Annotated in this window: 27 protein-coding genes; 10 read left to right on the forward strand and 17 right to left on the reverse strand. The window is 37.8% G+C overall.

Going from position 1 to position 26,541, the window contains the following annotated elements; all coding sequences use genetic code 11:
* Positions 1-85 precede the first annotated feature (85 nt).
* The 12 genes from ASU31_RS13065 to ASU31_RS13120 form a co-directional block, all read right to left on the reverse strand.
* Positions 86-1,390 (reverse strand): sensor histidine kinase, encoded by a 1,305-nt coding sequence (locus tag ASU31_RS13065; protein ID WP_057932750.1) that lies wholly within the window; start codon positions 1,388-1,390, stop codon positions 86-88.
* Positions 1,391-1,481: 91 nt separating this feature from the next.
* The gene (locus tag ASU31_RS13070; RefSeq protein ID WP_057932751.1) at positions 1,482-2,159 is read right to left on the reverse strand and encodes a response regulator transcription factor; all 678 of its coding nucleotides are present in this window, start codon (positions 2,157-2,159) and stop codon (positions 1,482-1,484) included.
* A 57-nt stretch (positions 2,160-2,216) separates the two neighbouring features.
* Entirely contained in the window at positions 2,217-3,407 is a 1,191-nt protein-coding gene (locus ASU31_RS13075) for an aspartate aminotransferase family protein (protein ID WP_057932752.1), read from the reverse strand.
* Between the two features lie 70 nt (positions 3,408-3,477).
* Positions 3,478-3,918: a hypothetical protein gene (locus tag ASU31_RS13080; protein ID WP_057932753.1), complete on the reverse strand. Its 441-nt coding sequence runs from the start codon at positions 3,916-3,918 to the stop codon at positions 3,478-3,480.
* 7 nt (positions 3,919-3,925) lie between these two features.
* Positions 3,926-4,582 carry a hypothetical protein gene (locus ASU31_RS13085; RefSeq protein ID WP_057932754.1) on the reverse strand — a complete coding sequence of 219 codons (657 nt, stop codon included), beginning with the start codon at positions 4,580-4,582 and terminating at the stop codon, positions 3,926-3,928.
* Positions 4,583-4,615: 33 nt separating this feature from the next.
* On the reverse strand, positions 4,616-5,176 hold the full coding sequence (locus ASU31_RS13090) for an RNA polymerase sigma factor (protein ID WP_025145705.1): 561 nt from the start codon (positions 5,174-5,176) through the stop codon (positions 4,616-4,618).
* A gap of 99 nt (positions 5,177-5,275) precedes the next feature.
* On the reverse strand, positions 5,276-6,232 hold the full coding sequence (locus ASU31_RS13095) for a transketolase family protein (RefSeq protein WP_057932755.1): 957 nt from the start codon (positions 6,230-6,232) through the stop codon (positions 5,276-5,278).
* A gap of 89 nt (positions 6,233-6,321) precedes the next feature.
* The gene (locus ASU31_RS13100; RefSeq protein WP_057932756.1) at positions 6,322-7,167 is read right to left on the reverse strand and encodes a transketolase; all 846 of its coding nucleotides are present in this window, start codon (positions 7,165-7,167) and stop codon (positions 6,322-6,324) included.
* 57 nt (positions 7,168-7,224) lie between these two features.
* Entirely contained in the window at positions 7,225-7,689 is a 465-nt protein-coding gene (bcp, locus tag ASU31_RS13105) for a thioredoxin-dependent thiol peroxidase (RefSeq protein WP_057932757.1), read from the reverse strand.
* 180 nt (positions 7,690-7,869) lie between these two features.
* Positions 7,870-9,603, reverse strand: coding sequence for a M23 family metallopeptidase (locus tag ASU31_RS13110; RefSeq protein WP_057932758.1), 1,734 nt, complete (start codon positions 9,601-9,603; stop codon positions 7,870-7,872).
* A gap of 3 nt (positions 9,604-9,606) precedes the next feature.
* Positions 9,607-10,218: a fumarylacetoacetate hydrolase family protein gene (locus ASU31_RS13115; RefSeq protein WP_057932759.1), complete on the reverse strand. Its 612-nt coding sequence runs from the start codon at positions 10,216-10,218 to the stop codon at positions 9,607-9,609.
* Positions 10,219-10,291: 73 nt separating this feature from the next.
* Positions 10,292-10,822 carry a T9SS type A sorting domain-containing protein gene (locus ASU31_RS13120; protein ID WP_225876528.1) on the reverse strand — a complete coding sequence of 177 codons (531 nt, stop codon included), beginning with the start codon at positions 10,820-10,822 and terminating at the stop codon, positions 10,292-10,294.
* A gap of 180 nt (positions 10,823-11,002) precedes the next feature.
* On the opposite strand from ASU31_RS13120, the gene ASU31_RS13125 reads away from it, so the two are divergent.
* Both ASU31_RS13125 and ASU31_RS27485 read left to right on the forward strand, forming a co-directional pair.
* Positions 11,003-12,961: a KUP/HAK/KT family potassium transporter gene (locus ASU31_RS13125; RefSeq protein WP_057932761.1), complete on the forward strand. Its 1,959-nt coding sequence runs from the start codon at positions 11,003-11,005 to the stop codon at positions 12,959-12,961.
* A 3-nt stretch (positions 12,962-12,964) separates the two neighbouring features.
* The gene (locus ASU31_RS27485; protein WP_157258003.1) at positions 12,965-13,117 is read left to right on the forward strand and encodes a hypothetical protein; all 153 of its coding nucleotides are present in this window, start codon (positions 12,965-12,967) and stop codon (positions 13,115-13,117) included.
* A 40-nt stretch (positions 13,118-13,157) separates the two neighbouring features.
* On the opposite strand, the gene ASU31_RS13130 is transcribed toward ASU31_RS27485, so the two are convergent.
* Positions 13,158-13,709 carry a transposase gene (locus ASU31_RS13130; RefSeq protein ID WP_057932762.1) on the reverse strand — a complete coding sequence of 184 codons (552 nt, stop codon included), beginning with the start codon at positions 13,707-13,709 and terminating at the stop codon, positions 13,158-13,160.
* 6 nt (positions 13,710-13,715) lie between these two features.
* Entirely contained in the window at positions 13,716-15,665 is a 1,950-nt protein-coding gene (locus ASU31_RS13135) for an amino acid permease (protein ID WP_057932763.1), read from the reverse strand.
* A 292-nt stretch (positions 15,666-15,957) separates the two neighbouring features.
* Here ASU31_RS13135 and ASU31_RS13140 point away from each other — a divergent pair, with 292 nt between their 5' ends.
* Positions 15,958-17,175 (forward strand): MFS transporter, encoded by a 1,218-nt coding sequence (locus ASU31_RS13140; RefSeq protein WP_057932764.1) that lies wholly within the window; start codon positions 15,958-15,960, stop codon positions 17,173-17,175.
* 424 nt (positions 17,176-17,599) lie between these two features.
* On the opposite strand, the gene ASU31_RS13145 is transcribed toward ASU31_RS13140, so the two are convergent.
* The 3 genes from ASU31_RS13145 to yihA form a co-directional block, all read right to left on the reverse strand.
* Positions 17,600-19,306 (reverse strand): M3 family oligoendopeptidase, encoded by a 1,707-nt coding sequence (locus ASU31_RS13145; protein ID WP_057932765.1) that lies wholly within the window; start codon positions 19,304-19,306, stop codon positions 17,600-17,602.
* A gap of 77 nt (positions 19,307-19,383) precedes the next feature.
* Complete coding sequence (locus tag ASU31_RS13150) at positions 19,384-20,241, reverse strand: UbiA-like polyprenyltransferase (RefSeq protein ID WP_057932766.1); 858 nt, start codon at positions 20,239-20,241, stop codon at positions 19,384-19,386.
* Positions 20,242-20,327: 86 nt separating this feature from the next.
* Entirely contained in the window at positions 20,328-20,951 is a 624-nt protein-coding gene (gene yihA, locus ASU31_RS13155; protein ID WP_057932767.1) for a ribosome biogenesis GTP-binding protein YihA/YsxC, read from the reverse strand.
* 165 nt (positions 20,952-21,116) lie between these two features.
* Between yihA and ubiE the strand changes: the two genes are divergently transcribed.
* From ubiE to ASU31_RS13190, 7 genes are all read left to right on the forward strand, one after another.
* Positions 21,117-21,848, forward strand: coding sequence for a bifunctional demethylmenaquinone methyltransferase/2-methoxy-6-polyprenyl-1,4-benzoquinol methylase UbiE (gene ubiE, locus ASU31_RS13160; protein WP_209434989.1), 732 nt, complete (start codon positions 21,117-21,119; stop codon positions 21,846-21,848).
* Positions 21,845-22,642 carry a type IX secretion/gliding motility protein PorT/SprT gene (gene porT, locus ASU31_RS13165; protein ID WP_057932768.1) on the forward strand — a complete coding sequence of 266 codons (798 nt, stop codon included), beginning with the start codon at positions 21,845-21,847 and terminating at the stop codon, positions 22,640-22,642. The genes ubiE and porT overlap by 4 nt, the downstream gene beginning before the upstream one ends.
* A gap of 89 nt (positions 22,643-22,731) precedes the next feature.
* A complete protein-coding gene (locus ASU31_RS13170; protein WP_057932769.1) occupies positions 22,732-23,493 on the forward strand; it encodes an SDR family oxidoreductase in 762 nt (253 codons plus the stop codon).
* Positions 23,494-23,592: 99 nt separating this feature from the next.
* The gene (locus ASU31_RS13175) at positions 23,593-24,039 is read left to right on the forward strand and encodes a GatB/YqeY domain-containing protein (RefSeq protein WP_057932770.1); all 447 of its coding nucleotides are present in this window, start codon (positions 23,593-23,595) and stop codon (positions 24,037-24,039) included.
* A gap of 182 nt (positions 24,040-24,221) precedes the next feature.
* Positions 24,222-24,986, forward strand: a complete 765-nt coding sequence (locus ASU31_RS13180) for an alpha/beta fold hydrolase (RefSeq protein WP_057932771.1) — start codon at positions 24,222-24,224, stop codon at positions 24,984-24,986.
* On the forward strand, positions 24,987-25,649 hold the full coding sequence (locus ASU31_RS13185; protein ID WP_057932772.1) for a CBS domain-containing protein: 663 nt from the start codon (positions 24,987-24,989) through the stop codon (positions 25,647-25,649).
* A gap of 9 nt (positions 25,650-25,658) precedes the next feature.
* The gene (locus ASU31_RS13190; protein ID WP_057932773.1) at positions 25,659-26,540 is read left to right on the forward strand and encodes an NAD kinase; all 882 of its coding nucleotides are present in this window, start codon (positions 25,659-25,661) and stop codon (positions 26,538-26,540) included.
* Position 26,541 lies beyond the last annotated feature (1 nt).

A 26,541-nucleotide genomic window follows, 5' to 3' on the forward strand; every position in this document is an offset into this window, starting at 1 on the left:
GTCGACCTCTGTGCCCATCTTTACATCGGACTTAAACTATCCTAAATATATGAGCTATGTGATAAGCTTATCACGGAAGTTTCATTTAAAAAAATAACGAAATACTGGTTCCTTTGTGTTCTTCAGATTTAATATCGACCTCTATTTTATGGAACCGGGCAATACTTTGCACAATGGCCAGCCCCAAGCCAAAGCCATTTTCTTCGGTATTTCCCCTTTTAAACCGATCGAAAGCATTTTCTACCAGTGCCGGGCTCATACCCGATCCGGTATCGCTAATGGTGAGAATATAATTTTCGGCTTCTGTTTTATCTGTTACAGCAATCGTACCCCCCTCAACATTGTACTTTATCGCATTATTAATGATATTGATTAAAAGGGTATGTATCAGTGCTTTATTGCCAGTAAAGTGAAAGTCTTTTGAAAGGTGGACATTATAACTGATGTTTTTATCTGCTATTCGATCTTCCAGATCTTCATATATATCATCGATTTCCTGTTTGAGACTAATTTCTTCGGTTTTGAGGTACTGATTGTTTTCTACCTTTGAAATGAGCAGCAAACTGTTGATAATTACCTTTAAACGGTTTAAGGTTTTTAAAGAGGCGTAGATTTTGTTTTCGTGCTCTACCGGAATATCTGGCGTGTTAAGCATATTTTCGAAGCGCGTGCTTAGAATTGAAATGGGGGTAAGCAGCTCATGCGAAACATTAGCAATAAACTGCTTTTCTAAAGCGAAAAGTGTATTTATTTTACGCATTAAAGAGTTTATACTATTATCAAGGATTTTAAAATCACTGGTACTGGTGGGGATATTCTGGTAATTGTAATGGGAAGGATCATCAACCAAGTTGATTTTTTTGTCGATAATGCGATAAAATGGCTTGAGTAAAAAATTAGAGAAGGTAAAATCAGCAACCAGCGTAATGAGCAACGCTGCAACGAGTACAATGAGCATATAAAAGCGGATCGAATTTTTAATCGATTGGAGCGCCGTCATCGTTTCCCCAATTTCCAGGTTGTACCAGTTTGTATGGTAAGAGAATTTATAGTTTAAAATGCGGTATACCTCAATATCGCCCTCTATCTCTCTTTTTTCGGTAAATACCTTCGCGGTAGAATCTTTTTGATTATCGGGTATATCCGTTAACACAATAAATTCTTCCTTTAAAATATTGTAGTCGGTAAATGATTGTTCTTTGTTTAAAAGGCTGTCGATCTCATTATCATTTAAATTTTTGATGATTTTGTTCTTCTTTTTGATTAAACGGTTATCAAGCTGGTTGTAGGCAAGTCTGTCTAACGAGAATAAAATGATAGCCCCCAACACCAAGATGATGGCGATTTTGGTTACTGCATTGTATAAAGAAAACTTAACCTGTAACTTCATTTTGTTTAATGGTTCATTGGTTCAATTGTCATTCGTTCATTGATAGATCGACGCTTAACTTCTGACTTCAGACCTCCGGCTTCCCGACGCTCTAGCAATTGATCCTATAGCCAATACTCCTTACGGTTTCAAACCAATCTGTTGCACTAACTGCTGCAAGTTTTTTTCGCAGGTTTTTAACATGAACATCAACAAAGTTGGAATCAGAATTAACTTCTAAAATATCACCCCAAACATGTTCGGTTAAACTCATTCTCGATACCACACGGTTTTTGTTCAATACCAAATAGTTGAATATTTCGAATTCCTTTTTGGTTAGATTTAATCTCTCATCACCAAATGAAACGGTCCTGTTCTGAATGTTGAGCAAAAAATTATGAATGTTTACCTCATTTTTCTCTAACTTGTGTTTTCTTCGGGTAATGGCATGCATACGCGCTAAAAGTTCATTTAAAGAAAATGGTTTGGGTAGATAATCATCTGCACCTTCATCAAGACCTTTAATCCGGTCATCAACAGCACTACGGGCGGTTAAGATAATTACAGCATCATCACGATCTTTCATGGTTTTTAACTGTTTTAAAATTTCAAAACCATCACCATCTGGCAAACCTAAATCGAGTAAAATGAAATCATAATTGTTTACAAATATTTTTTCCTCCGCAGAAGATTTTTTCCAGGCATGCTCTACAATAAATCCTTCTTTACTTAAGAATTCATCCATTTCAAGCGCCAGGCTTTTTTCATCTTCAACTATGAGTACATTCATTTCAGTTAACCATTAGTAGTTTTAATCTCTCAGCTTTTTACGCTATGCGCTTTGCTTTTACCCTGCAACTAAGTTAATATTTTTTAAGATGATCGCACAAGCTTCTTCAATTTCTTCTTTGGTTATAATTAAAGGAGGGGCAATGCGCATAGAGTTGCTGCAATGTAAAAACCAGTCTGATAAAACACCATCTAAAATGCAGGCATCAATGATTTTTTTATTGATCCCGAAATTTTCAAATTCAACCGCCAACATTAAACCTTTTCCCCTAATTTCTTTAATGGCAGGATGTTGAAGGAGTTGTTTAAACAATTGCCCTTTTTCTTCTACTTCATCAACAATGTGATTATCAACCAAGGTGCGCAAAGTAGCCAATCCAGCAGCGCAACAGACTGGATGCCCCCCAAAAGTAGTCATGTGGCCTAGGATTGGGCTGTGCGATAACACCGACATGATTTCCAACGAACTGATAAAGGCCCCAATTGGCATTCCACCACCAATTCCTTTCGCCAGGAGCAGCACATCGGGCACAATATTATAATGCTGAAAGGCGAACATTTTACCGCTGCGGCCGAAGCCAGATTGTATTTCGTCGAAGATTAATAAAGTTCCGGTTTCTGTGCATTTGGTCCGCAAAGCCTGCATGTAGCTTAAATCGGCTACCCGAATTCCGGCTTCACCTTGTATAGGTTCGATAAAAACAGCAGCAATTTCTGTGGTAATTTTTTCGAGATCAGCAACGTTATTATGTTGAATAAAACTTACATGTGGCAAGAACGGGCCATAGCCGGAGGAATAGAAATCGCTTTCCATTAAACTTTCGGCACCCTGCGTACTCCCGTGGTAAGCATTTTTGCAGGCAATAAACCCTTTACGGCCAGTATAACGTTTGGCTAGTTTCATGGCGCCTTCTACAGCCTCGGTTCCTGAGTTTAAAAAATAGGTGCAGCTTAAGCCTTGAGGTAAAATATCGGCAAGGGCTTTGGCAAAATTTACCTGGGGCGTTTGTACATATTCACCATAAACCATCAGGTGCATATAGGTTTCTGCCTGCTCTTGAATGGCTTTCACTACCGCGGGGTGGCAATGGCCAACATTACTAACACCGATACCCGCAATTAGATCGATGTGTTTTCTGTTTTGGGCATCGTAAATGTAAATTCCTTTAGCCCTTACAAATTCGAGCATAAGCGGCTCCGGGGAGGTTTGTGCATTGTGTTGTAAAAACAACTGACGTTGGGTAAGCATGGCACAAAAGTACGGAAATGAAAGAGTGCTTTAAAACAAAAAAGACCTACATTGCTGTAAGTCTTTTTCTTTATTGCCTTTGGCCGCCTTTAAATCTATTGAGTAACTCGCGTTTAAAACCTTCCTGCGCCCGGTAAAACTTTCCAACAATTTTTATCGGCAATACCGATTTAAGTTTGTTGTAATATTTTTTATCAAGATTAAGGTCTTTTTGCTTGAAGTCGAATTCGCTTGTAATTAAACTTTGTACCTGTGCATCGGTTAGGTTATCTATTTCAGTAGTTTTTCTGAAAGAGATCATTTTCTGCATGCGTTCTTTGCGCAAGGCGTTTTGTTCTGCCTGCATATCGTTATAAATCGGCCAGAAAATCTTAGCCTCTTCTGGTGATAAATCCAGTTTTTGAGTGAAAAAAGCTATTTTAAGTGATTCTATTTCCTCTCCCTTTGGTTTTTGTGCCAATAGGGTTGTGGGTAATAAAAACATTAAAGCAACAAAAAGTAAATTCTTCATTTCTGTATTAATTATTTAGTTCCTGAGATAAATCACTTGACGAGAAATTACTCAAGATGTAGTTTTCCATTTCTGTATCTGACGCAGAAGCAGTTTTTATATTAGATGATGTAGTATTTTGCGCTTCCAAATGATCGATGATCGTACTTTCGTCAATATCATACAATAGTTGTTCGTTTATTGCTTCTGCAGATTGTGTTTGCTGAACTGCCATGGTAGAACCGTTCTGGTAAAAATAAACGCCAAACGAAGCCATTAATAAGAAACAGGCCGCACTTGCATATTTAACAATGCTACGTCTCCATAAAGGAATAATTTTGGTCTCCTTTTTAGGTTCCGATGCCGCAATCCTATCGGCAATTCTACGCTGCAGGGTGTCGAAATAATTTTCGGGTACTGCAAAGGCCTGATCTGCCTTAGGTATTTCAGACAAGGCAATTCTAGTTTGTATTCGTTCCGTTAAATCTTCAAAATAATTCTGCGGAACTTCAAAATTATTGTTACTTGTTTTCTGTTTCAATCCATCTAAAAAGACAGCAGAAAAAATAGCCTCATCACAATTTTCGAAATATCCATCAGGAACGGAGAAAGGATTACGTTTCCCAATTGCTGCAAGTGCAGGGGCTTCGTTCATCCAATCGTTATTTTCTATATTTTCGTTCATCACAGATATATGATACAATTAAAGTGAAAAGGTTTAATAGTCTATTTCATCATTTGTAATAAAAGCTTCAATTTTTTTTGCAGCGATGTGAAATGATGCTTTTAAAGCCCCTACAGAGGTACCTAATACTTCCGAAATCTCTTCATATTTCATATCGTCGAAATATTTCATGTTAAAGATAATCCGTTGTTTTTCAGGGAGGGTAAGGATTGCTTTTTGCAGTTTAAGCTCAAGTTTATCGCCATTAAAATAAGATGAGGCAACTAAGTTGTCGGCAAGCTCGGATGATACTTCATCTAAAGGTGTATTGTTCCGTTGTTTTTGCTTATTTAAGAAAGTGATGGATTCGTTGGTGGCAATACGGTAAATCCAGGTATAAAGCTGAGAGTCGCTCCTAAATTTATCGAGGTTTTTCCAAACTTTAACAAATACTTCTTGTAAAAGATCGTCGCAATCGTCGTGGTTTAATACCAGCCTGCGGATGTGCCAGTATATTTTTTGCTGGTATTTTTTTAGCAACAGGTTAAAGGCTTCATTACGCGTGCGCTCAACAGCGAACATTGCAAGAATTTCTGAATCTTCAACTTGTTTCATTATTTTTTAGATGTGAGATACGAGATATGAGACGTGAGATTCGCTTAGACACAACGTCTCAAATCTCACATCTAATTTCTCATATCTAATGTCTTAAATCTATTTTTTTCTGCCGATTACTTTTTGAACAGCTTCAACAATGTTTACAGCATCTAAGCCATATTTAGACATTAATTGATCTGGTGTTCCGCTTTCGCCAAAAGTATCGTTAGTGGCTACAAACTCTTGTGGCGTTGGCAATTCGGTAGTTAACAAACGTGCTACACTTTCGCCTAAGCCACCAAATTTATTATGCTCTTCGCAGGTAACCACACAACCAGTTTTTTTAACTGATTTTAAGATGGCTTCGTCATCTAATGGTTTAATAGTATGGATATTAATGATTTCAGCATCGATGCCCAATTCCGCTAATTTTTCACCAGCTTCGATTGCTTTCCAAACCATATGGCCTGTAGCAATAATGGTAACATCTGTTCCTTCGTTAACCATCCATGCTTTACCGATCTCAAATTTTTGATCTGGATCTGTAAATACAGGAATTACAGGACGACCAAAACGTAAATAAACCGGGCCTTCGTATTCTGCAATGGCTATAGTTGCTGCTTTAGTCTGGTTGTAATCGCAAGGATTGATCACTACCATTCCTGGCAACATTTTCATTAAACCTATATCTTCTAAAATTTGGTGGGTTGCACCATCTTCGCCTAAGGTTAAACCTGCGTGAGATGCACAGATTTTAACGTTTTTATTAGAATAAGCTACTGACTGACGGATCTGGTCGTAAACACGGCCTGTAGAAAAGTTGGCAAAAGTACCTGTAAATGGAATTTTACCACCAATGGTCATGCCTGCTGCAATACCGATCATGTTTGCTTCTGCAATACCAACCTGTGTAAAACGCTCCGGAAAATCTTTAATAAAAGCATCCATTTTAAGTGATCCAACTAAATCGGCACATAAGGCAACCACATTTTCGTTTTTCTTTCCAGCCTCATGTAAACCAGCTCCAAAACCCGAACGCGTATCTTTTTTTTCTGTATATGTATATTTTTTCATTTTGTTTTAAGATATGAGATGTGAGATTTTAGACGTGAGATCAGGCGACAATTCGTCTCAAATCTCATATCTGTTGTCTCAAATCTAGTTTAATAGTCCCCTAAAGTTTCTGGTAATTGCGCTAACGCTGCTGCCAACTGCTCATCATTAGGTGCTGTACCATGCCATTTATGTGTGCCCATCATGTAATCTACACCAGCACCCATTTGAGTACTCATTAAATTTAAGATTGGTTTACCTTTTCCGGTTAGTGTTTTAGCATAATGTAAGCCTTCAACGATTGCTTGCATATCGTTGCCATCGGTATTGATTACATGCCAGCCAAAAGCTTCGAATTTAGCTTGTAAATCATCTAAAGCGAGAACTTTACTTGTAGGGCCATCAATTTGCTGTCCGTTATAATCAACAGATGCAATTAAATGATCTACTTTATTAAAAGGGGCAAACATTGCTGCTTCCCAGTTTTGTCCTTCCTGTAATTCTCCATCACCCAATAAGGCGAAGATGAGAGATTTATCGCCATTTAATTTTTTGGCTAATGCTGCTCCAATAGCAACTGATAAGCCCTGGCCTAATGAGCCCGAAGCAATACGTATACCTGGTAAATGCTCATGGGTAGTGGGGTGACCTTGTAATCTAGAATCTAGTTTACGGAAAGTCGCCAGTTCACTTTTATCGAAATAACCAGCGTGAGCTAATGTACTGTACCATACCGGAGAAATGTGTCCGTTCGAAAGGAAGAAAAGATCTTCGCCAGCACCTTCCATTGTGAAGTCTGTTTTGTGGTTCAATACTTCAAAATATAAAGCTGTAAAAAAATCTGTGCAACCAAGCGAAGCGCCTGGGTGACCTGATTGACATCCGTGAACCATTCTTACGATATCTCTTCTGATTTGAGAGGCAATATCTTCTAGCTCTTTAATTGTATGTTTCATTAAAATAAGAGGTTGTTGTTACATAGCAAAGGTAATATTTTACCCGCTATATCATAATTAGTTATTAATTAAATCGAGTACTTGTTGTGTTGAGTTTTTTGTGTCAACTTTTTTGATGATATGGGTAATTTTTCCATCGCCATCTATAATGAAAGTGGTGCGTACTGTACCCATGTATTTTTTGCCATACATATTTTTTTCTGCCCAAACACCATAGTCGTTTACAATTTTCTGGCCGGTATCGGCAAGCAGGGTGAATGGCAAGTTATGCTTGGTAACAAACTTCTGATGCGATTTTTCATCATCAACGCTAACACCTAAAACCACAATGCCTTTTGCTTGTAAGCCCCGATAGTTATCCCTGAAATCGCAAGCTTCGGCGGTACAGCCTGGTGTATCATCTTTAGGGTAAAAATACAGAACAACCGTTTTACCCTGATAATCACTTAAAGAAACTTCAATGCCGTTTTGATCTTTTGATGTAATTGCCGGTGCCTGATCACCTTCTTTTAACGCTGCCATATGTATAATGATTGAATTTTGAATGTTATTATGATTGAATGCTTAATAGTGCATGCAATTTAAACAGTTTAACTTATTATACTGTTCAATTTGTGTTAAAAGAAAACATTTCTTGGTCTAAATTGTGAAAAATTGATATTAATATGGTCATGAAATCCAATAATGCTATACATCTTGTCTCTATCTAAAAAATGTTACTGTGTATTTTCGGGTATTCTCTTTCATGTCTGCCACAACTAATTCCAATGTATGCTTTCCTGAAGCTGTTCTTTCATCAAAGCTGTGCCAAAGTGTAGCTGTTTTCGTGTCAAACTCCATTAATGCCCATTTGCCATCGATATAACCATTAAAACTTTTTATCCCTGATAAATTATCACTGATCCTGAAAAATATTTTAGATAAACCGGCCATGTTTTTCCCTTCAGCAATATTTACAGGTACTATCCTTGGCGCAAGGGTATCGGTAGCGATATAAAAACTGCCGAAGTTTTTTGGAGTAGCCTTAACATAGCCATTCTCGAAAAACCCGCCCTGAGATGTACCGTTGCTATTTACAATTAGGGCTTTGCTTCTTAAGTTTTCTGGAAGGTTATCAGCCTTGATCGAGATATCGAAGCCAATATGCAAAGGCGTGTACTTATTATGAATCTGATGTACAGCCGACCAGGCATTTCCCGTTGGTTTAGGCAATTTTTTATAAGTGAAATTTAAATCGCTATACAATGTCCTGAGTGGGAAAACCACTTTAATGTCGTCGGTATTAAATTCATTCACCTTATTATACGGATAAATTATTCCGGCTGGAATAACTGGTGCTGCAAAAGGTGCACTACCTGCATTTACGGTAAAAGGCAGAACAGACAAGTTCCCTTTCGAATCAGTTATAATGTAGCGTAACTGATGCGAAGCACCGTCGTTGAAATTAATCCTGCCACTGTTTACCAAACCACTATAAATTTTTAAAGGGTTACCGGGATCGACAAAACTTTTCTGAATACTTCTTTTGGTATTTAAATAAGTTGGGTAATCGATATGCGAGTTGATGGCCTTACTGTCTTCAAACGCAAAGCGTTCAAGGGCAGAAGTATATATTTTCTTTCCATCAACCTCCAGTTGGATCGAATACACCCCGTTGGTGCCCGATAAACCATTATGCCGATCGGTTACCATGATGCCAAAGCCAACCTCGCCTGTTAAACTGATGGGGGCTGTGGTTTTATAATTGCCGTTTGCTCCGCTAATGCCGATGACTTGTTTAGGTGTATTTTCGTTAAAGGTTTTGCCATTTAAACGATATACATACAAACCATGAATAACAGGCGGAATGTTATCGGGTATGATGATTCCGAAAAACTGCGGGTTTATGGTTTCTTCCGTTTTGGTATCTCTGATTTCGAAATGTAGATGCGGACCGCCTGAACTACCACGGTTACCAGACCAGGCAATAATCTCGCCTTTATGTACCGGAATTAATGTGGCATCGGGAAACTCATCAATTTCAAATGATTTTTTTTCGTATTCAAGGTTTTTAACAATGCTTGCAATCTTGGGAGCAAACCGTTGAAGGTGGCCGTATACGGTAGTGAAACCATTAGGATGATTGATGTACAGTGCCTGTCCGAAACCACTGTTCTGAACCCTTAACCTCGAAATATATCCATCTGCAACGGCATAAACAGGGTAACCCTCGCGCTGATTGGTCCTGAAATCAATTCCGGAGTGGAAGTGATTGCCACGGATTTCGCCAAATGAACCCGCGAGGGCAGGAGGACTAATGTCCAAAGGTTGTCTGAAATCTGTAATCGGGTATTTATTCGTACTGTAAATCTGTTGCGCCTGAACAAAAGTTGAAGCAAATAAAAGGCAAATTGAAATGGAAAATTTAAACTTGTATTGGATCGGGTTTTTAATCATTCGTTACTTTACATCAAAATTTAAAAGTTGCTTTCCTTCCAACCAGGCTTCCAGTTTATCACCTTTATTTATTTTTCCGACACCCTGCGGTGTTCCGGTAAAAATTAAATCGCCTTTTTTTAAAGTAATATATTGAGAAACAAAGCTGATTATCTTCTCGAACGAGAATAATAAATCTTTAGTATGGCCTACCTGGCGGCTTTCTCCATTTACCTTCAACTCAAAATTTAAGTTGTAAAGATCCTCAAAATCACTTTTAGGATGAAAGATACTGATGGGTGCCGAGTTATCAAAAGCTTTGGCAAGTTCCCAGGGCAATCCTTTTTCTTTATGTTTGGCCTGGATATCACGGGCGGTAAAATCGATACCTAATCCCACTTCATCATAATAATTAGTGGCGAATTTTTCTGCGATGTGTTTTCCTTCTTTACAGATTTTTAATACCACTTCTAATTCGTAATGTACATCATCAGAAAAATCGGGCAGGTAAAAAGGTTTATTGTCTTTTAAAACGGCTGTATCAGGTTTCAGAAAAATTACAGGTGTGGTTGGAACCGGATTGTTCAGTTCTTTTGCATGTTCGGCATAATTTCGGCCAATGGCGATGATTTTCATTCTTAAGAATATGAAATGATAAAATAGATGGGAATTAAATCCACATCAATCAAAAATAGAAAAGAAAATGGTGTTATAAAACTGAGATCCGTTTTACCTGGCTTTCTGAGCCGGCAATGACCCTCAAAAAGTAAATACCAGGATTAATCCTGTTTGGAATGACGAAGCTTTTGGTCTGTTCACCAGCATTTAAGCGTTCATTTGAAAGTGTTGCCACTTCATTTCCCAATAAATCGATGATTTTGATCGTAGTCTGCGTGCCATCTTTTCCGATAGATAAGATAATATTTAATTGATCTTCTACAGGGTTCGGATATATTTTTACGATGGTTAACAATTTATCTTTTGCTACAACCGTTGTATTTTTTGGAGTTGTGGAGTAAGTATTGAACATTCCAGAGCCACCAACTGTCATATAAAGTGGTTTGTAAGGTGTAATGTTGGCTTTAATTTCAGGAATTCTGCTTACTTTTTTCGTTCTGTTTTTTAAGCTAATGCGAATACTATCAGCTTGTTGCGCCCAAGAATTTACGCCGCACAATAAGACAATGCACAATGTGCATGCAAGTTTTGTGAGGAACGTTATCTTAGCGTAGAGTTTCATCAAATTGGTATAGCAAATGTATTAATTTAAAACAAAGAAATTAAACATTTTGTTTAAAACCCATAATTTAACACAATTTAACAATAAAATTTAAATTTCATAGTGTTAAAAATACACAATAATTTGGTTGTTAAATTGTTATAGTTAGTTTACTTTTGCCGCACTAAAATAATCAACGAAGTGTCAAATCATAAAAATGTCAACGCGTTAACCGCCGGCGGGGTTCTAATTAGTTTAGGAATTGTGTTCGGTGACATTGGTACATCTCCATTATATACCTTAAATGCAATTTTTACAACCATTTTAGGCGGTAAACAGGATATAAATCCCACAAACGTTCTTGGGGTATTATCCTGCATCATTTGGACGCTAACACTACAAACCACCATTAAATATGTTATTATTACCCTAAGGGCCGATAATAAAGGTGAGGGTGGTATTTTCTCTTTATTTTCATTGGTTCGGAAAAAAGCGAAGTGGCTGGTTGTCCCAGCAGTTGTAGGGGGGTGTGCATTACTTGCTGATGGTATTATTACGCCCAGTATTACCGTAACATCGGCAATTGAGGGGCTTACCAATAAGTTTGAGGTACCAGTTATTCCAATTGTACTAAGCATTTTAACCATCTTATTTATTATTCAACAGTTTGGAACCAATTTGGTTGGAAAGCTTTTTGGGCCCGTAATGTTTGTTTGGTTTGCTGTTTTGGGTGTTTTGGGTATGTCTTTTATTGTTAAAGATTTTACTATCCTAAAGGCATTTAACCCTTACTATGCCATTCATTTACTGGTTACCAATAAACTGGCGTTTTTAATTCTGGGTGGCGTATTTTTATGTACAACAGGGGCTGAGGCCTTATATTCTGACTTAGGCCACTGTGGTAGAAATAACATCAGAATCAGTTGGATTTTCGTGAAATTAACCCTTATTCTAAATTATTTAGGACAGGGCGTTTGGATTTTGCAGAACAGCGGAAGTTATGTTCCAGGTGCAAAAATGAATCCATTTTTCCAGATCGTTCCAGATCAGTTTCAAATCCCGATGGTGATACTGGCCACTATGGCTGCTGTAATTGCGAGCCAGGCTTTAATCAGCGGATCTTTTACCTTAATTGCTGAGGCAGTACGTTTAAACCTTTGGCCTAAAATTAAAATTGTTTACCCATCGGTTTCTAAGGGCCAGTTATACGTTCCCTCTATTAACTGGATGTTATGGATTGGTTGCTGTGGTATTGTACTGTTGTTTCAAAAGGCAGAGAAAATGGATGCGGCCTATGGTTTATCTATCACCATAGCCATGTTAATGACCACCATTCTGGTTAGTTTTTATTTGAGAAGCAGACGCTTCCCGAAATATTTAGTTGCGATATTCTTTTTTACCTATGTAATTATTGAAGGCACATTTTTGATCAGTAATTTAACCAAATTCCTGCATGGTGGTTGGGTAACCGTATTAATCGGTTCGTTGTTGTTTACAGTGATGTGGAGTTGGTTTGTGGCCCGTAAAATCAAAAACCGATTTGTTAAATATGTCGAAATTGAGGATTATTATGAGATTTTAACTGAACTAAGTGGAGATGAGTCGGTTCCGAAATACTCGTCTCAGCTGGTTTATTTAACGAGTGCGAACTTTAAAACGGAGATCGAATCGAAAATTATTTATTCCATTATACAAAAAGAACCAAAACGTGCCGATGTGTACTGGTTGGTGCATGTTGATGTAATGGACGAGCCTTATACCTTAGATTATAAAGTTGAATTCCTGATCCCGGGCAAACTGATCAGGATTGATTTTAGATTAGGTTTCAGGATTGAGCAACGCGTAAATTTATTGTACCGTAAAGTGGTTGAAGAGCTGGTGAAGAATGGGGAAATCGATATTACCAGCCAATACACTTCGTTAAACAAACATAAAATTGCAGGCGATTTCAGGTTTGTTCTTTTAGAAAAACATTTATCTAAGTTTACCAAATTGAGTTTCTATGAAAGACAGATTATGGATTATTACTTTATCCTTAAAAAATTAAGTTTATCAGAAGAACGGAGTTTTGGTTTGGATAGCAGTTATGTTGATGTAGAGAAAGTTCCATTGATTTTCGTTACACCAGATGATATTGAATTGAACAGGTTGCCGGTTTAACTGATGAGAACTGCGATTTTAATATTGGGTGTTAGTTTATTTATAGCTGGGCCTGTAGCTAAACTATACCATTTATATCATGCCAATAATTATATGATTGCATCTGGATTGGGGCTGGTGATGATTACTGCGCTGGCCTTTATAAAGAAGAAATAAATTGAATCCTCTTTCTGTTAAAGAAAGGGGATTTTTTGTTTTATAGATGGAATTTGTCTTCGTCCCACTTAGCGGGATTATTTATAATATAGTTTGAGATGTTATTGTATGCTCTTTCATCGCGAATAATATGTTCATAGTAGTTCCTTTGCCATAGCTTTCCCATTGTTTTATCGTGTGATTTGAATAATTGCAAGCACGCATTAGAAACAATTGATTTATATGCTCCGACAATTTCGGAAATTGTCGGGGCGACCCTTGCGGTCACCCTGTTTAATGCATCTTCTTCTTGGGCGACCGCAAGGGTCGCCCCGACAGTAATATCCGATAAAACGATTATGCCATGCATGTGATTCGGCATGATTTGAAAGACATCAAGTTCGAAATTAGGAAATCTACCTGCTAAATTAATCCATTCATTGTAAGCGATAGTTCCAGATTGATTTAGAATCATTTCATTGCCTGAAATTTTTCCAAATCTATGGATTCTATCTTCACAACAGATTGTGATGAAATAGGCTCCTGCTTTTGAATAATCGTAATCCTTTAATCTTATCGATCTTCGATGATGTATTAAAGGATTATATTTCATTTATAATTAACTTTCAATTTTTGCCAATTTACTATGCCTGTAACCGTAGGCAAAATAAACCACAAGTCCAACTACCAGCCAGATACCGAAACCAATCCAGTTCGAAATGCCAAGTTCGCACATCATGTACAAGCAGCTAATCAATCCTAAAACCGGAATTAACGATAAGTTTTTGGTGATGCAATAGTAGGTAATCACCACACAGATGATCAGGAAAATCCACATTGGGATTTTGTGCTTAAATAATCCCCAACCGCTTTCGTATTTCTTTTCTACAGGTACTTTTGAAGCTGAAATAAACTGTTCGTAACGATCAGCAGTTAATGCACTTAAATAAGATTCTGCATCTACTTTTTCAGCCAGTATAATTTGTGGCGCTGCATTTTTAACAATTTCCTCCTTAACAATTTTAAGTTCATCGCCACTTAAAGAAGTAACAAAAGTTACCGTTTGGATGGTTTTAGGCGAATTGAAAAAGAAAGCTTTTGTTTCTTTCCCATATTTTGTGAATGCAAAAATTATGGTCGCAATTAAAACAATCGGAACAATAAACTTACTGTTTACATAAGGTATCTTGAATTTTCCACGCTGTACATCGGGTCTGTTTTGTAATACTAAAACACCTGCGCAAACCAGTACGAAAGCGAAAAGTGTTCCGATAGAACACAGATCGGTAACGATGGTAAGATTCATAAATAATGATGGTACAGCTACTACAAAGCCAACCACAATCGTTGCAAATGAAGGTGTTTTGTATTTAGGGTGGATTTTCGAAAAAGATTTTGGCAATAAGCCATCTCTGCTCATGCTCATCCAGATACGGGGTTGACCCATTTGGAAAACCAAAAGCACGCTGGCCATTGCAAATACTGCACTAACCGCAATAATACCACTCATTAATTTTAAGTTGATCTGATCAAAAACGAATGCCAATGGATCGCCCACAGCTAAGGTATCTGATTTAACAATACCCGTTAAAACCAGTGCAATAGCCACATAAAGGATGGTACAGATAATAATCGCCCACATCATTCCGCGGGGTAAATCGCGCTGTGGGTTTTTACACTCTTCGGCGGTAGTAGAAATGGCATCGAAGCCGATATATGCAAAAAATACTGCTGAAACTCCCTTTAAAACCCCAGAAACCCCATTCGGAGCAAATGGATCCCAGTTTTTGGTATCTACATAAAATATACCTACCGCCAATACCAAAAGAATTACTGCAAGTTTAACCACTACCATCGCGTTGCTGGCATTGCGACTTTCTTTCATACCACGGTAAATTAACCAGGTAATTAAAATGATAATGCCCAGGGCAGGAATATCTGCAACAAGGTGAAAGCTACCGATTTTTGGAGCGGTAAGCCAAGCATTATTGGCCAAAGCTGTAGCCGAATCTAAATCAACCAGGTTTTTGCCAGCCGCCAAAAGCGCTTCAGCATGTTTATGCCCGTTGTAGGCACTCAAATAATCCATTGTCATCCAATCGGGTACATGGATGCCCTCTATGCCCAGTGGAGGTATTTTTATGGTGGAGAGTAGTCCTGTAAAGTAATCAGACCAGGATATGGCTACGGTAATATTACCGATGGAATATTCCATGATGAGCGACCAACCGATAATCCAGGCCACCAGTTCGCCGAAAGCTACATAAGAATAGGTGTAAGCACTACCAGAAACAGGTACCATTGAAGCAAACTCTGCGTAAGCAAAGGCCGCAAAACTACAGGCTACTGCTGTAAAAATAAATAAAAAGATTACCGCCGGACCACCATCTGCACTTGCTTTGCCAATCGTACTAAAAATTCCTGCTCCAATAATCGCTGCAATTCCAAAAGCTGTTAAATCGCGTACTCCGAGTGTTTTATGTAATGTATTTTCATGGTCGCCATAGCCTTTTGCCGCATCTTGTAGTATCTTGGAAATAGATTTTTTTCTGAATAGCTTTTCGAACATCTTTTGTTTGCTTGTTTCCTCAAACTTATAAAAAGTTTGGTTAAAAACGTTTAAAGCAGGATATAATTTTCAATACACCACGCTTTAGTAGGCAAAATGCCATCGGAAAGAATGACAATTATTAGATTAAAGTAAAAAAATGCAATTATTTGGCTTGAATAATCCTTTGTTTGATTCGCATAATTTTAGGAAAAGTGAATGTCCTAATTTTGCTGTCAATAATCAAACAGATGAATGTGAATACTTGAATAAATGTTTGATTGGAATATTTATATACCATTACAGTACCATTATGAATGCAGATATAGCGCAAATAAAATACATCAAAGAACGTCACCAGGGTTTGGCTACTTTACTAGCCTTTGCCTTAATTCCATTGTCGGGTTTTGCTACCGATATTTATATCCCATCACTACCTACCATGGCTGGCGAAATGCAGGTGAGCAATGTTCAGGTTCAACTTACACTCAGCATTTTTCTAATTAGCTATGGGGTCGCACAACTTTTTATCGGTAGTGTGCTCGATAGTTTTGGCAGATATAAGATTTGTTTATACGCATTATTAATTTTCGCCGCAGCTAGTATCATCATTGCTACTACCCATAACATTTACCTTATTTATTTAATGCGCATTATCCATGGGCTTACTGTAGGCGCAATTGTTGTGGCAAAAAGAGCATACTTTGTCGATCTTTTTGAAGGCGATCAGTTAAAACATTACCTAAGTTTGTTTTCCATCATCTGGTCTACCGGACCAATTGTAGCACCTTTTATTGGTGGTTACCTGCAAACAGTATTTGGCTGGGAATCCAATTTCTATTTTTTGGCTGGTTTTGCACTTGTTTTTGCAGTACTGGAGTTGTTGTTCAGTGGCGAAACATTAAAGCATTTTACAGATTTTCAACTGAAAAAAATCACCGGCATTTATATCGAAATGATTAAAACAACAAGCTTTACCTTAGGTATCGTGATGTTGGGTTTAGCTTATTGTATGGTGATGGTTTACAATATGACCGGCCCGTTTATTATTGAGCACCATTTTAAATTTTCTCCGGTTATTGCCGGTTATACTTCCCTGTTTCTCGGTTTCGCATGGATGGTAGGAGGCTTTATTGGTAAGGCCACCATTAATAGACCCTTCTTTAAAAGATTAATGATCAACTCGCTGTTTCAGGTGGCTTTTGTAGCCCTGATGATTATAAGCTTAAATTTTGTTTCCAATCTCTGGTCTTTAATTTTCTTTGCCTTTTTAATCCATGTAGGAGCAGGCTTCACCTTTAATAATTATTTTACTTTCTGTCTGAGCAAATTCCCCAAAAATGCAGGAATTGCAGGTGGCTTAACAGGAGGGATTACCTATGTTATTGTATCTTTTTTGAGTTATGGTATCGTAAACCTAATCCCTGCCAAAGATGAACGTAACCTAAGCTATAGTTATCTGATCATGATCTTAATTTCGGTTTTAGTGATGTTTGTTATTCTTAGGATTAGAAAGAAAGATGAAGCCTAGGTAGGTACTGTCACAGTAATTAGAAACAAGATTTTTTTGAAGAGCAGCGTCTGGATTCCATAGGTTGGGTCCAGTCCTGCTGTTTGTTACAATCCTTTTGGGGGAATTTTGGTAAGAGCAATATATCCAATACCCAAAAGGGATTTTCACTTCCATCAGGTCTATTCAATTGGGTACAGCAGATAAAACATTGGTTTTGATACCGAAAAAATGTCAGTAATCCTGGCGCTGCATTTTTCTGTGGCTTCTGTGTTTCCGTGGCAAAGAACTAAACTCAAGTCTTAGCGAGACGCTAAGATCAGGTAGTTTATCCTTTTTATCTGTGGTTCAAAGAAACAAAAAAGTCGTGGCAAAATGCCACGACCATTATTATATTCCTATTGAGGGAAAAAGCTTTCTACCTTCCACCTCAAAACCCTCTGCTTTATCCCAGTTTCTCCAGTTCTGTTTTCACAAAACTCGCCAGTTCTTTTACATATTCTGCACTGAAATCAAATTTAATCCCAGCAGTTTCATATATTTCGTTCATTGGCTTCGTATAACCTAATGAAAGCGCAGCCAAATATTGTTCTAAAGCTTTTTCAGGATTTTCTTTATAATTTTTCCAAACGGCAATGGCACCTAACTGGGCAATTGCATACTCAATATAGTAAAACGGAACTTCAAATAAATGCAGTTGTTTTTGCCAGCCATTTCCAAATTGTTGTTCTAAATCTGTCCAATCGGCAAAACCAGCACCAAAACGGTTAAAAATCTGCTTAAAGGTTTCTTCACGGTCAGCTGCGGTATGGTTAGGGTTGGTGTAAATCCAGTGTTGAAACTGATCAATTACAGCAACCCATGGTAAAGTTTTCAAAACATCAGCCAGCTGTTCTTTTTTAGCACGGTTTAATTCTTCCTCGTTGTCGAAATAAACATCCCAGTTATCCATAGAGATGAGTTCCATACTCATCGATGCCAGTTCGGCAACTTCAGAAGGACAATGTTTAAAGTCGTTTAACTCTAAATCTGCGGTTAAAAAAGTATGTATAGCATGGCCGCCTTCGTGAACCATTGTGGTTAAATCGCGCAAGGAGTTTGCCGAATTCATGAAGATAAACGGGGCTCCGGTTTCGGCCAATGGATAATTGTAACCACCTGGCGCTTTACCCTTTCTGCTCTCTACGTCAAAAAGGTTATTGGCTTTCATGGTTGCCAGTTTTGAGCCCAATTTTTCATCAATGGCATTAAAGCAGGCAATACTTTTATCAATCAGCTCTTCGCCGTTGTTAAAAGGTTTCAAAGCTGGTTTGCCACTAATGCTTACTTCTAAATCCCAGGGTTTTAATACTTCTAGTCCTAAAGCTTCTCTGCGTTTTTCGGCCTGCTCTTTTAAAATCGGTACGATTTCTTTTTCAATGGCATTGGCAAAATCGTAACAGTCCTGTGGCGTATAATCGAAACGGCCCAAAGCCTGGAACATGTAATCGCGATAGTTCTCAAAACCTGCATTTAAGGCCACCTGGTTACGTAGTTTAATCAGCTCATCAAACAGCACGTTTAAATCATCTTTATCAATTAAGCGGCGTTGCTGGATCGTTTTCCATGCATTTTCGCGCACTGCCCGGTTTAAATCCTTAATAAAGATCGAAGCTTGCTCTAAAGTGTATTCCTGGCCGTTTAGCTCAACGCTCATGGCGCCTGTAATGCCCTGGTATTTTTGTTGTTTCACCTGTAATTCGGTAAACAGCTCAATATTTTCATCGCGGTAAAGCTCTAATGCTTTTTTTATCGCACGGCTGTAAACAAAATATTTTTCTTTGTCCAGGTCTTCCATAAAAGGACTTTCGACAAATTTTTTGTTCAATTCGTTGGCTAATGGAGAAATTTTCGGCTCTATTTCAGTTGCGAAATATTGAAAGTTTTTAACCAGTTCTTCATTTGCAGTATCGCAACTCATTTTAATATATCTCCAGGCAAAATCTTCTTCTAAAGCAGCTTCAAGCTCCGAGCGGTCCTTTAACCAGTGTTCTAACTCAGCGGTGCTGGTTATTTCGCGGTTTTGCAGTTCGGTAAAAAGTGGTTCTAAATTCTCCCAGGTAATGTTTAATTCCTGTGGGATATATGTTCTAGGTTTCTTAGTTATAATCATGATGTTTAATTATTGAATTGGAGAATGATGGAATTAGTGAATGTTAAACATTCTATCATTCAGCCTTCTCTCATTTTTTATTTATGTCTCAAATACGCATCTATTAAAAAGCATATCGCAAATACTACCGATGCATAACCATTTAAGGTTTGAAATGCCCTGTTTACTTTGCTGATATCATTTGGTTTTACCAGTAAGTGCTGATAAATCAACATCGAACAGAAAAACACAATACCTACGTAATAAACCCAGCTAAAGGAGGTAAAAAACACAGGCAAAATAACACAGGTAGCAGAGAGCATATGCAATAGCACCGAAACATTCAAAGCATTTTTAATGCCAAGTGCCGATGGGATGGAGTGTAATTTTTCTTCCCGGTCAAATTCTTCGTCCTGTAATGCATATATAATATCAAATCCACTTACCCAGAACAATACGGTTAACGAGTAAAGTACAGGAACCAAGGCAAAATGTCCGGTTACAGCAATGTAGGCACCAATAGGAGCAAGCGCCAGGCCTAAACCCAATACCAAATGGCAAAGTGCCGTAAATCTTTTGGTGTAGCTATAAAATAAAACCACAAATAAAGCTACTGGCGACAGATAGAAACAAAGCGGGTTAATAAAATAGGTGGTAATGGCGAAAAGTACACAATTGGCGATTACGAAAATCAGTGCTTCGTTTGCCGAAACTTTACCTGCAGGGATATCACGCATTTTGGTGCGTGGATTTTTTGCGTCAATATTTCTGTCCAGGTAACGGTTAAAAGCCATGGCCGAGTTTCTGACAAAAACCATACAGAGCAAAACTAAAATCAGTTTATACCAGGAAAATGGATTTTCTGTTGTGGTTACGCCCAAAAAGAAACCAATCATGGCAAATGGTAGCGCAAAAACAGAGTGGGCGAATAATACGAGTGAAAAGTATTTTTTCATTTATTTAAAAGATGATTACACAGATTATTTGATTACACAGATTTTTAATGTTAAACAGAAATTGTGTACTGCGAACTGAAAACTGGTTAAAACTTCTTATAATCTGTTGGTACAACAAAATCCTTATTTACTTCGTAGATGAAATTTAAAACATCATCTTTTCCGTTTCCTTTTTCTGCAGAAGTGATAAAGGTGGCAGGAATTTCTTCGAAAAACTCACCTAGTTTTTTCTTAAAGGCAGCTACATTTTTCTGGGTGGTTGTCATGCCCTGTTTATCAGCCTTTGTGAAGATTAGCGAAAAAGGTATCTGTTTTTCACCTAACCAATAGCAAAATTCAATATCAATTCCCTGAGGCTCTAAACGGCTGTCTATCAAAACAAAAACACATTGCAAACTTTCTCTTTTGGTGATATAGGCGCGGATAAATTTCTCCCATTTCTCTCTGCTGGTTTTAGAAACCTTGGCATAGCCATAACCTGGTAAATCGACAATGTACCAGGCTTCGTTAATTAAAAAGTGATTAATTAACTGTGTTTTTCCCGGGCGTTGGGAGGTTTTTGCTAATCCATGTTGATTAACCAACATATTGATTAATGAAGATTTACCCACGTTAGAGCGGCCAATAAATGCATATTCGGGCATGGTTGGTGCCGGTAGTGCCGAAATCTGGGTGTTGCTGCAAACAAATGTTGCCGTTTTGATAATCATAGTGCAAAGGTAGGGTTTTGAGTCCGAAGTCCGAAGTAGGAAGTCGGAAGTCCAAATTGATAATCTTTTTTATCTGATTTTTGACAATACACTGAATACTTTGCACCAAAGACTTCGGACTCCGGACTAAAGACTCCCGACTTTTCTCTATCTTTGCCCCATATCATGAATCAGAATATCACCCCATACCAAGTAGAAGATGCAACTAAAAAGGAGCAGGTTGCAACCATGTTTAACAATATTTCGGGTACCTACGATTTTTTAAACCATTTTCTTTCTTTAGGGATAGATGTATTATGGCGTAAGAAAGCCATTAAGGAACTGGTTTCCATCCACCCGAGAACTTTGCTTGATGTAGCTACAGGAACTGGAGATTTTGCCTTTGAAGCGATTAAAAAGCTTCATCCCGAAAAGGTAATTGGTGTTGATATCTCTGAAGGAATGTTAGAAGTAGCCAGGAAGAAAATTAACGAGCGTAGTTTAAACGAAGTTTTTACCGTTCAGGTAGGCGATTCTGAAGGTCTGCATTTCGAAAATGATACTTTTGATGCGATTACCTGCGCTTATGGCGTGCGTAATTTCGAAAATCTTGAAAAAGGATTGGCTGATATGTACAGGGTATTAAAGCCCAACGGAAAAATGGTGATATTGGAATTTTCGAAACCAAAGGTTTTTCCGGTAAAACAATTGTATAGTTTTTATTTTAAACAGGTAACGCCTTTCTTTGGAAAACTATTTTCTAAAGACCACAGAGCCTACACCTATCTGCCAGAATCGGTAGCAGCTTTTCCCGACGGAGAAGATTTTACCAACCTGATGGAAAAAGTTGGCTTTAAAAGTACCAAACAAAGAATTTTAACGTTTGGAATAAGTTCGATATATGTAGGAACCAAATGATCAGAAAATTAAGCCTCATTCTTTCACTTTTTATTATTTCTACAAGCACCTTTGCTCAAAATTGGGGTGGTGGAATAGATGATGAAGATTGGAGTTTTGGTTTTAATTTCCAGTATATCTCAGCCGAATACAAAATTCTTAAAAAGCAAAATTGGAGATCGCCTTTTTATGAGGTGCCAAATTCGCTGGACCCTTCTTACGATCCAAATTCGGGCATTCCGGTTACCTCAACATTAAATGCTATTTCTAGCCCACCGTCTCAAGGTTTTGGGTTGGGTTTTGTGATGAACAGAATGATCTCTGATAACTTCGATATCAGGGCAACACCCTCCCTTATTTTTAGCGATAGGGTAGTAACTTACGAATATGAACCTATGGCGCCGATCAACGTAGGCAATGGCCAAACGAAAAACTTTCAAACCGTGGTGGAAAGAAAAGTTCAGGCGACCATGTTCGAATTTCCGTTAGGCATAAAGGTGAAGTCGAACCGGATGAACAATTTTAGGGCATATTGGTTAGGTGGTGCTAAATATTCTATAGATATAGCTTCGAAAAAGAAAACCTTCGATGAAGGCGAAACACCCGTAAATAAGTTTTTAAAAAATAAAAGAAATTACCTGTCGTACGAAACAGGTATTGGTTTCGATATTTATTTCGAATATTTTAAAATGTCGCCCGAAATAAAACTCTCGTATTCGACCAACGATTTACTGCAGCACGACAATACGGTTTACGCCAATCCAATAGATAAGTTGAAATTACGTCAATTAACATTCAGTTTGATTTTTCAATAGTCCTGCAATCCAAAAAAACTTACCTTTGTTGGTGTAGGTAAATCAAAGATGGTATCTTAAAGCATTACCGAGACTTAAAATTCATAAAAATGTCTAAAATCGCATTAATTACAGGCGCAACTTCTGGTATTGGCGAAGCTTGCGCACATACATTTGCCCAACAAGGTTACAATCTGGTATTATTGGCCCGCAGAGAAGACCGGTTGGCGAAAATTGCCCATCATTTAGAAGATAAGTATGCCATTACCATCAAACAGGTTTTTGCCGATGTTCGCGATAAAGAAAGTCTTACCGCTGCTTTAGAAGTTTTGCCGGCAGAATGGAAAAAGGTTGATGTTCTGATTAACAATGCAGGCTTAAGCCAGGGTTTAGATCCAATAGATAAAGGCGATACCAACGATTGGGACATCATGATTGATACGAATGTAAAGGGTTTGCTTTATGTAACCAAAATTGTTTCCAACTGGATGATACCAAACCAATCGGGCCATATTATTAACATTGGTTCTATTGCCGGAAAAGAAGTTTATCCAAATGGAAACGTATATTGTGCCAGCAAACATGCTGTTGATGCATTGAGTAAAGGTATGCGTATCGATCTATTGCCCCATGGCATAAAGGTTACTGAAATTAATCCGGGCATGGTAGAAACCGAATTTTCGGTAGTACGCTTTAAAGGTGATGAAGACCGGGCGAAAAAAGTATACGAAAACCTGGAGCCGTTAATTGCCGACGATATAGCAGATGCCATTTGGTATGTAGTGAGCAGGCCAAAACATGTTAACATTAACGACATGCTGATTATGCCTACCGCACAGGCTACAGCAACAATTATAAATAGAACCCCCTAGCCCCCTGGAGGGGGAATTAATACTGGGAGGAAATAACAATATATTTTTTTTATTTTAAACTAATGAAAGGAAAGCCCCTTTAGGGGTTTGGGGTTAAAAATGATATCAAACACAATAGATCAGGAAATAAAAAAAGCCATGTTGGCTAAAAACAATGCACAGTTAAGAGGTTTAAGAGCAATAAAGGCAGCTTTACTTTTAGCTAAAACAGAGAAAGGATCTTCAGAAGAAATTACGGAAGAAACTGAACTTAAAATTCTTCAGAAACTGATTAAACAACGCCGCGAATCTGCTGATATTTACAAGCAACAAAATCGCGAAGATCTGTATCAGGTAGAAGAAGAAGAAATTGAAGTGATCAGTCAATTTTTGCCAAAACAGTTAGATAGGGCAGAGGTTGCTGCAATTATCGAGGCTGTAATCAAACAATCTGGTGCTACATCGGTTAAGGATATGGGGAAGGTAATGGGCATGGCAAACAAGGAACTTGCAGGTAAAGCAGATGGTAAATTAATCGCTGAGATTGTTAAAGAAAAACTAGCCTAGCTTGAAGTTTAAAGACTAAAGCTTGTTATAAAATATGTGTCTTGATACTTAATACTTGTTTCTCGATACTTAAAAATAGGTTTTTATACCGTTTTCGATTTTATTTCAGAAAAATGGCATAGAAATGCATAAATTTAATTTTACTCTACTAACTTAGTAGCACAATACCATCTAGAATATATATGACCTACCCGATAATAGAAGAAGACGGATTTAAATACATCGAAGCTGGAACAGGCGAAACACTGGTATTGCTACATGGCCTAATGGGCGAACTAAGCAATTGGGAACTGGTTATAGAACAGTTTAAAGATCGCTATCGTGTAATTATTCCAATTTTACCAATTTACGATTTGCCTATTTTAACATTGGGCGTAAAAGCATTGTCGAGATATCTTCATCGCTTTTTAAAATATAAAAATTTAAACCAGGTAGTGCTTGTTGGTAATTCGCTTGGTGGCCATGTGGGTTTGGTATTTACAGTTGCCCATCAGGAGTTTGTTAAAGCCTTGGTACTAACAGGCAGCTCTGGTTTATACGAAAATGCTTTTGGAGGATCTTTCCCGAGGAGAGAGAGCTACGATTACATTAAGGAAAAAGTAGAGTTTACATTTTACGATCCTGCAACTGCAACCAAAGAACTGGTTGATGATGTTTTTAAAACGGTTAATGATAGATCAAGGGTTATCAGGATTTTAACCATGGCAAAATCGGCAATACGCCACAATATGGCTAAAGAACTGTCGAAAATTACCATACCGGTTTCTTTAATATGGGGTAAAAATGATAAGGTTACGCCACCAGAAGTGGCAGAAGAATTTCATGAATTGTTGCCGAATTCGGAATTAAATTGGGTTGATAAATGCGGACATGCGCCTATGATGGAACATCCGGAAATATTTAATGCATTTTTAGAGAAATTTTTAGATAGAATATTGTTAAAATAAATGTTTGCAGCAGAAATCATATCAGATGCAATTCCATCACTAAGGGCCGATGACACGGTGCAGAAAGCTTTAGATCGTATGAACGATTTTAAACTAAAGCATTTGCCAGTTGTTAACGAGGTAACTTTATTGGGTTTGGTTTCTGAAGATGATTTACTAAATATTGATAATCACGGTACACTTTTAAGCGATAGTGCGGTAAACATACTTAATGTTTTCGTGTTGAGTAACGTACATACTTATGATGTAATCAGGTTATTGAGTCAGTTAAAATTGACGGCTGTTCCGGTTTTGGATCAACAAAAAAATTACCTGGGTTTAATTTCGATCAATAACATGGTAAATGCCGTGGCCGAACAGTATGCGGTAAATGAACCTGGAGGAATTATCGTTTTGGAGATCAGTAACCGCGATAATTCTCTGGCACATATTGCGCAGATTGTTGAAGCCGATAATGCACAGGTGCTCTCTTCTTACGTGAATTCTTTCGAAAATTCTACACGTTTAGAAGTAACGCTCAAAGTAAACAAAACAGAAATTACTTCATTGGTAGCTTCTTTCGAAAGATATGATTATCTGGTTAAAGAGGTATACAATAACACGCAGATTGATGATGGGTCGCAGGAGCGTTACGATTCTTTCATGAACTATTTAAATGTATAAACCTACTTTATGAGGATTGCAATTTACGGGAGAGATTTTAATGATACGGTTTTGCCCTACGTTCAAGAGGTTTTTAATCATTTAGCCGAGCATCATATCCAGCCGGTTCTATATTCAAAATTTAAAACATCCCTTCATGGCAAAATTAAGTTGCCTGCCAATACAGTTATTTTTCATAACCATAGCGAACTAAAAGAACTTGCCGATGTATTGTTGAGCTTAGGGGGAGATGGTACCTTGCTGGATACCTTATCCTTAATCCGCAATTCGGGCATACCGGTAATCGGGATCAATTTTGGCCGGTTGGGTTTTCTGGCCAGTATCAACAAAAATGAGATAGGATCGGCGCTAAAAGCCTTAATTAACGGAGAATATACCTTAGATTCCCGTTCTCTTTTAACCTTAGAATCGGATAATGGCCTGTTTGGAGAAGAGAATTTTGCACTGAACGATATTACCATTCACCGCCGCGATAATTCTGCCATGATGATTATCCATGCCTCTATGAACAATGAGTTTATTAATTCTTATTGGGCCGATGGATTGATTATTGCAACCCCAACAGGATCAACCGCTTACTCATTAAGCTGTGGTGGCCCGATTATTTATCCGGATTCTGAAAATTTTGTAATTACACCCATTGCACCGCATAACTTAAATGTAAGGCCGGTGGTTGTACCAGATGATAATAAACTCTCTTTTGAGGTAGAAGCACGCGAATCCAAATTTCTGGTTTCTTGTGATAGCCGAACGGTTACCGTAGAGCGTTCAGTAAAAATTAGCATAAAAAAGGCAGATTTTTGCGTAAATCTTATCCGCCTTAACAATGAAACCTACTTAAACACGTTAAGAAATAAATTATTATGGGGCATTGATACCCGTAACTACTAAG

The sequence above is a fragment of the Pedobacter ginsenosidimutans genome (assembly GCF_001442625.1).
GTDB lineage: Bacteria > Bacteroidota > Bacteroidia > Sphingobacteriales > Sphingobacteriaceae > Pedobacter > Pedobacter ginsenosidimutans.